3 protein-coding genes and 2 pseudogenes are annotated in these 7471 nt (G+C 41.9%); 3 read left to right on the plus strand and 2 right to left on the minus strand.

What is annotated here, in order from left to right:
- Positions 1 to 18: 18 nt before the first annotated feature.
- A complete protein-coding gene (locus F6J99_RS18255; protein WP_365973610.1) occupies positions 19 to 1758 on the minus strand; it encodes a fatty acyl-AMP ligase in 1740 nt (579 codons plus the stop codon).
- Positions 1759 to 4136: 2378 nt separating this feature from the next.
- On the opposite strand from F6J99_RS18255, the pseudogene F6J99_RS18260 reads away from it, so the two are divergent.
- Positions 4137 to 4235 (plus strand): annotated as a pseudogene (locus F6J99_RS18260) (IS5/IS1182 family transposase); the annotation flags it as partial.
- A 245-nt stretch (positions 4236 to 4480) separates the two neighbouring features.
- Here the strand turns inward: F6J99_RS18260 and F6J99_RS18265 are convergent.
- Complete coding sequence (locus F6J99_RS18265; protein WP_293114130.1) at positions 4481 to 5785, minus strand: pentapeptide repeat-containing protein; 1305 nt, start codon at positions 5783 to 5785, stop codon at positions 4481 to 4483.
- Positions 5786 to 6752: 967 nt separating this feature from the next.
- Here F6J99_RS18265 and F6J99_RS18270 point away from each other — a divergent pair.
- Both F6J99_RS18270 and F6J99_RS18275 read left to right on the plus strand, forming a co-directional pair.
- The gene (locus tag F6J99_RS18270; RefSeq protein WP_293114131.1) at positions 6753 to 7031 is read left to right on the plus strand and encodes a hypothetical protein; all 279 of its coding nucleotides are present in this window, start codon (positions 6753 to 6755) and stop codon (positions 7029 to 7031) included.
- A gap of 101 nt (positions 7032 to 7132) precedes the next feature.
- Positions 7133 to 7471, plus strand: a pseudogene (locus tag F6J99_RS18275) (hypothetical protein); the annotation flags it as partial.

The following is a 7471-nucleotide window of genomic DNA, read 5'->3' on the forward strand; positions in this document are numbered from 1 at the left end:
TAATTTCCTGTTTCACAACTATTTACAAGCTTGTACTTTCTGTAATAAGGATTCGACATCAGCCTGTAAATCCCGAAACTTGGTTTTTCCCTGAGGATTGAGACTCCAATCCCCGACCACATTCAAACTGCCAGTGAGAAACTCAGCTCGACAGGCCTGACGGCGAATTTTACCGCTAGAAGTCTTGGGAATGCTGCCGGTCTTAACCAAAACCATGGCATAAACCTGTAGAGCATGCTCTGCCGTCACCGCCTGACAGATACTTGCTGCTACCTCTTTCACATCCAGCTTCCGTAGGTAACTTCGTTCTACCTCCTGAACAATCACCAGTCGCTTATCGCCTTTGAACTCCACCGTAAACGCCGCCCCACAATGAGGTCGTAGTGCTGGGTGGCTGTTTTGAACTGTCAGTTCGATGTCCTGGGGATAATGGTTTTGCCCTCGGATGATAATCACATCTTTGATTCGCCCGGTGACGAACAACTCGCCATCGAGCAAAAATCCCAAATCCCCTGTGCGCAGGAACGGTCCGGCTCCGGTATCTGCCAAGTAAGCATCAAAAGTTTCCTGGGTTTTCTGTAGTTTCCTCCAGTAGCCCATCGCCACACTCGCTCCCGACACCCAAATCTCTCCGACTTGTCCTGGTTCACTCGGAGTTAAGGACTCCGGGTTAACGATAATTACTGTTGTGTTCAGGTAAGGACGACCAACACCAACAAAAACTCGACTTTCATCCGAGGAAATTTCAGTCTCTACTACCAAATTTTGCTCAAGTTTCCCTGCTAATACCCCTTGAATAACCGGCGATTGAGTCTTTTGACCACCGGTAGCAAATAAGGTAGTTTCCGCCATGCCATAGCAAGGATAAAAGGCACTGTAGTTAAAACCACAGTTCGCAAATTTTTGGCCAAATTGCTTCAGAGTCTCTGCCCGTACTGGTTCTGCCCCACTATAAGCTAAATCCCAGCTGCTCAAGTCAAGACTAGCTAATTGTTCTGGTTTAACTTTTTTGAGGCATAAATCATAAGCAAAATTGGGTCCGCCACTGGTAGTCGCCCTATACTTAGAAATCGCCTTTAACCAACGAATCGGCTTCTGCAGAAATGCCACTGGCGGCATCAGAATACTGGGGAATCCTCCATAAATCGGCTGTAGGACGTGACCAATCAATCCCATATCATGGAACAATGGCAACCAACCGACACCAATACTCTGTTCGCTATGACCAAATGCCTGATGGATTAACTGCTGGTTGTGGATGATATTGCCATGGCTCACCATTACCCCTTTCGGTTTTCCTGTGGAACCAGACGTATATTGCAAAAACGCCAAACTCGACTGTTTTACTGATAATGGTGCAAACTCTTGACTATCAGCAACAATGGTATCGGTAGCTACCAACTTCAACTGCGCTAATTCAGCTTCCTCTTCCCACCTTTGCTCAATGTCAGCCAATATCGATGTGGTGGTCAGTGCCACATCAGCTTGAGCATCATTAACGATAGAGAGCAAGCGAGACAATTTCTGATTGCGTCTAGGAGGATAAACGGGAACCGCGACTACCCCAGCATATAAGCAGCCCATAAAAGCGCTAATGAACTCTAATCCAGAAGGGTATAATAGTAAAGCGCGTTCTCCTTGCATTGATTGCAGATGGGCTGCGATCGCTCTGGCTTGTCTATCTAATTCTCCATAGGTAAGAATTCCTGATTCTGTTTCTCCGTTTTGTAGAAAGATATAGGCACGCTGCTCAGGCATCGTTTGCGCTCTGTCGCCTAATAAATCAACTAAACTCAAGAATTTAGACTCAACATTTGGGAAATAATTTACACAAATCGCCACTATGCTCTGCTCCTGCCTTAGTAACCAATTCTCATGGGGTGACAACAAATCTCAAACCTAGATAGGTGTTAGGTGTTAGGTGTTAGGTTTTGGGTAAAATGAGCGCATCGGAGTCATTTGTATTTGCCAGCAATTGAAGCAATTTTTACAATACTTCGTCAATGATAGTTTTAATCAATCCATCCCGCAAGGGCAATTTTACCTAACACCTAACCCCATTAACAAACACCCCTGTAAGATTTTAAAGAGCGCTTGTCACCCCCTGAGTAACCAATTCAAAACTATTGCTTGCTATGATGTCCAAAACTATTGGTAGAAACAAAACTTGGACATTCTTTCTTTTGCTGCCCATTCCCTAGGGCTCCCACGAAAGCGTGGGAGCGCCCCTCTATTGACCGTTAGTTTAGGATATTGAGAGATAACATGAGTTTTCGCTAATCCTTTTGGAGTAGTTTTCGCTAATCCTTTTGGAGTGGTTTTAACTAATCCTTTTCTATAGTAATTCAGGAAGACCGCTGATTTTTATTTACCACTTTAGTTAATTTTTAAGCATCACCAAACTCAAGCTTGTAATTACAAGCTGCTAAGCACCTACACAGAATTAATTGCCTACTCCGAATCTCTATAACCCTGACCCTGAAATGCTTTGAGTTTTTAAAAATGTGCAATTAATTTTGTGTACTTGCTTATTATAGCTACAAACTAGCTAGATATTTTTTTGCTATTTTATTCTTGATGCCAAGGGTGATGTTCGGAAACCCCTATCACCGACTGCATCAAGACAATTAGAATGATAATTATAAAGAGAAATAGTTATTCGCGCTCTTGGTTCGCTTTTTCTAGGGATCACAGGAAAGCGGCGGATCGCACCGCTGCCATTTAAGCTCATGAGATAAATTTTGCCTGCTGGCTAGGCTTTTGTCTATAGAATAACCAAGCCAATAACTTAAAGATAAATAACGACTATTTAGTGCTGGATAATCAGTTTTAGGTAAATACCTTACAACTAACTTGACAAGTTCTAGGAATGAGTATACCATGATTATTAACTATCAAAGATTAATGATTTTCCCAGTTATATCATAACTTGGGATATTTTTTGTTTGAACGTTGCTTTTGTTTCCAACGCTCGACACCTATAGGTTAGTAGCTAATAGTACTCGTACCTTACTAAGTGGCGTCATGATAAGTAAGTGATTGTGGGTTTAATTTTAGAGAATCCTATCAAATTATATAGTAAAAAAACACGACTTGGCAAGTTAATCGATCAATCTTGCTAGTTTTCACTGCTCAGGGTAGGGGTGCAAGTTATAGTACACCCATCTTGTCAATAAACTGGGTATAGTTATCAATAAGCCTGGCATTATTGTACTTGTTGACGAAATACCAGATAGTTGATATATGTAGTGTTTATTGACTTCAAACAACACAATATTAGTATATATAGGATTCAAACAAATAGATGGATTTTTTCTGGAGTAAAATTTAAACACATCTTATTTTTAAATCCCTACTAGTAGATCGGAAATTTATATCCTAGAGATTATTTCAAGGGTGATTAACTCTATAGCCTCCTATTTGGAGTTACCCATATCTGTAATCAAGTTTTGGAATAACCTAAGACTCTAGGGAGTTTTAAGCACCCTATTTAACCAGGCAACCTCAAACTTGGCAAGCAAGGGTACCATGAACAACGCCAAGACAGATATCTTGACGATGGGGGCAGAATTACACTTACCACCCATTTATTTTGTTGTTCTTTGGATATTATACTAATTGATTTACTCGAAAAAATCAAGTCCTATGAAGCATTAATTGTCAATAATGAAGTCATTATGAAGGATGACAGATGAATTCTAAAGTAACGATTAAGAGAGCATATATAATAAATTATACCACATTTTATACTTCATTTCGAAGAATAATCAAGTTACAGAATGGTAAGAGCTAATTTATCAAGTAAATATAAAGATAAGTAGTCGGACAAAAGTAAAATTAACTGTTGAAATAGGGAGCAGGGAGCAGGGAGCAGGGAGCAGAGGGACTTTTGGCAACTTTACACAAGTTAATATAGTGAGATTTATTTTTGTTCAGGTACTTAGCAGCGGCATTCGCATCTAAATTCTATAAGCCTTACTCAAAAAATATTTCACCATTAATAAGCCAAACTACTTATCGTATGAATCTCATATCCACTAGGCATTTCAAAATAAGATGCGTTTACCCTGATCAAGACAGGAAGTACATAGCAATGCTGCCAATACGATAAGTTGATGTTGCCTAAATCTCAGACCATGACTAGAAAAGCCTATAAAAGTGATATCACAGATGCACAGTGGCAGCTCATTGAAGCCTTAATTCCACCAGCCAAAACCGGAGGACATCCTCGTACTGTCAAGCTTATAAACTAACCGTAAATAATTTTTCAAACTATTGCTTAGCAATAATTTTCGATATCATATAGATAATTTAACATATAGCGTTTTTCCTACCTATGAGGTACACTCTTGATTGGCGCTTATTGCCTTAAGACCTTCTTAATTCAGCATAGCTGCCTTATGCCTTCTGCCTTCTGCCTTAAAAAGATCAGCTTTGTCATCATGACGCTGAGAATTGCTATAACAGATACAGAAAAGCCTTAAATAATTGGTCTATTGGCTTGCTGTTTAACAATTTCCCACAGATTTGCGCTGCGCTGACGGGAGCTGGCTAGCTGGTCATGGGAGGCTTTCAATTCTGCACGATATATTCCTTCAAGGGTACTGAGTTTAGTGTCATATAGTGTTTTTGCCTGACGCTCAATTTCAGCCTTGCTAGCATCTAGTGGTACTTCAATCCTAATCAAAAACGAACCACTGCTCTTCTTTTCGATAGCTTGGATTGATAGGTATTCTTCACCGTATTCTTCCCTGAGCTGTTGAAAGGAAAGCAAAAAAGCTTTCCAGTCAATACCATCACTGAATGTCAGGTCAACAGTTTCCAAGGCTTTCTGAAACAGATAAGTAAAATCTCCTCGGGCAAAGTTTTGAGTTTCATTCTTAGGGCGACGTTCAATGAATTTGTCTTGTGTATAGTCATATTTTAGATAAGCATACTCACAAATCACATGCTTCAGCTTCGTGCCCTGATTAATTTTCCAATCTTCCAGACAAGCTCCGGTAAAGATTACTTCAGTAAAATTACAGTCTAATGCTTGAGTCCTAATCAGGTAAGCATCCCTTAGGTCAGCCTTGGTCAGGTTAGCTTCGCTCAAATCAGTCCCGCTCAGGTCAGCCCCACTCAGGTCAGTCTTGGTCAGGTCAGCTTTATGGAAGTTAGCTCCACTAAGGTCAGCTTTGCTGAGGTTAGCTAGGCTCAGGTCAGCTTTGCTGAGGTCAGCCCAACTGAGGTCCGCACCTCTGAGGTCAGCCTGGCTTAGGTCGGCATTTCTAAACTCAGCCAGACTGGGGTTAGCACCACTAAGGTTAGCCCTGCCAAGGTAACACCCACAAAGGTCTGTTTTGCTGAGGTTAACTCTACTGAGGTTAGCCTTGTAGAGGTTAGCAGAGCGGAGCTTAGCTTTGCAAAGGTCAGACTTGTAGAGGTTAGTCTCAATTAGGTTAGCGCCGCTGAGGTTAGCCTCGATCAGGTTAGCCTTGTAGAGGTTAGCAGAGCGGAGCTTAGCTTTGCAAAGGTTAGCCTGGTTAAGGTTAGCCTTGATCAGGTTAGATAAACAGAGGTTAGCCTCAAGGAGATTAGCCTCGCTGAGGTTAGCCCCTCTTAGGTTAGCTACATTGAGGTCAGCTTTGATCAGGTTAACCCGCCTGAGATCAGCCCTACTGAGGTCAGCCCCTCTTAGGTTAGCCTCACTCAGGTCAGGCTCTAGGTTAGGATTCTCCCTCCGCCACTGATTCCAGGCATCTATCCCTCGTTTGAGCACAGCCAAATGCTCTTTGTCTGCCATGATGCAATTCGATCCCAATATACAAAAAAACGCTCACAATAGGGCAGCTTCATGGTTCCTTCTGCTTGATCCTAGTCGTGTCGGCACTATCCAGTCCACAGGTATTAGGGTCTGAATATATTTGTCTATACGGATGCTATAGGCACCCTTATATCTAACACCATACCCAGTTATCCCCAATCCTTCCGGAAATTTTTTAGATGAACTACCACAACTTGCGATCGCGTTACTAAGGCCGGGAGTCCTAAGTAGCGCTTGCTTCTGAGCAAAGCGCGAGATCCACGTTATGGTGTTAGCTGATCTGACAAGTTTTTTTCTTGACAGCATTTCTGGTATTTAAAATTTCATAATACTAACTCATTATTAGGGGCACAATTATGCTGAATTATAGCATTTATAAAATAGGTGAGGTACATAAGTTTTTGTTTTTCGTAAATAGGGAACTCAGAATAGGGAACTCAGAATAGGTAACTCAGAAAAAATACTGTGTACCTCATGAATATGAATAGCGCTATATATCAAGAATTAGATATAGCATTTGTAAATAGATCATGAAAACCAATCCTGTGTCTTGAGGCAAAGCGCGATTGGGGGTAACCCCCCGTATTAAAGCACTGCATCCCTTGATCAGAACACCAAAAACTCCTCGGATATCTTGACACTCTTCCGTGATCCGAAGTTCCCTGCTCCGAAGTCTTGATGCAAAGTGCGACTGGGGGAAACCCCGGTATTAAGGCGCTGCATCGCTTTTTATATCAATCCTAGGTTAACATCTAAACTAAAAATGCTATAGCAGTATTGAAATTATTTGTTTACTGTTGATCAAAAAAACTGGACTAAATGTTACTGAAACAGTATAGCCGGGTTTTGCCTGAGTTTGTGTCTAGAGTCTCTGTTTCTAGACTCTATAAGAACGCAAAGCATATAGAAAGATTATAATTCAACTACTAATCACCAAGATTTTCTGATGCCTGACATCACACTAGGGGATTTAATCACATTGATTTTCCGAGAGATCACTGACACATTGGAAGAAACAAGTGATCGGGGTGCTGAACCATTGAAGTTACAGGTCAGTGATGTGGATGTTGAGATTCCTGCCCATCTACGCCTGCAAACTGACCCCCAGTCTTTACCAGAAAAGTCAACTAGAGTGATAGTTACAATGCCATCAGCTCGTGAAACTCGGCCAGTTGGTAGTAATGGTCGTATCCGAATCACTATCACTACTGAAGACAAAAGGTAAAGGATAAACTATTGCATGTATAGCAGTTATCAATTGGGTGAGGTACCCCGCCCTTGGAGTGACGCGGGAGTAGAGAAGTCAGAAGAGGGAACTTCGGATCGATGAGTACTGATGAGTCCGTAACAGAGGATAACGAAGAATGGCAGTTGGCGGAATTGGTGGATGCGATCGCATCGGAAATTGACCATGCGGCAGATACTCTGTCCCTCAAATCCTATGCTCGTGGTAAGTCTTTGGCTATCAAACAGCTAAACCTGGATTTGGAAGTAACAGTGCGCCGTGGTCGAGATGGGGAAATTTGGTTTCGGACGGTTGTTGATCCCAAGGAAAATGGTGCTACTGTTCTCAAATTGGATTTTACCCAAGTACCAACACCGCGGAGGCGTCGAATGCACCAGCGAAAACTCCTTGGATCCCTTGGCTTTCTCGTACTCGTGGTC

The sequence above is a fragment of the Moorena sp. SIO4G3 genome (assembly GCF_010692305.1).
Classification (GTDB): Bacteria; Cyanobacteriota; Cyanobacteriia; order Cyanobacteriales; family Coleofasciculaceae; genus Moorena; species Moorena producens_A.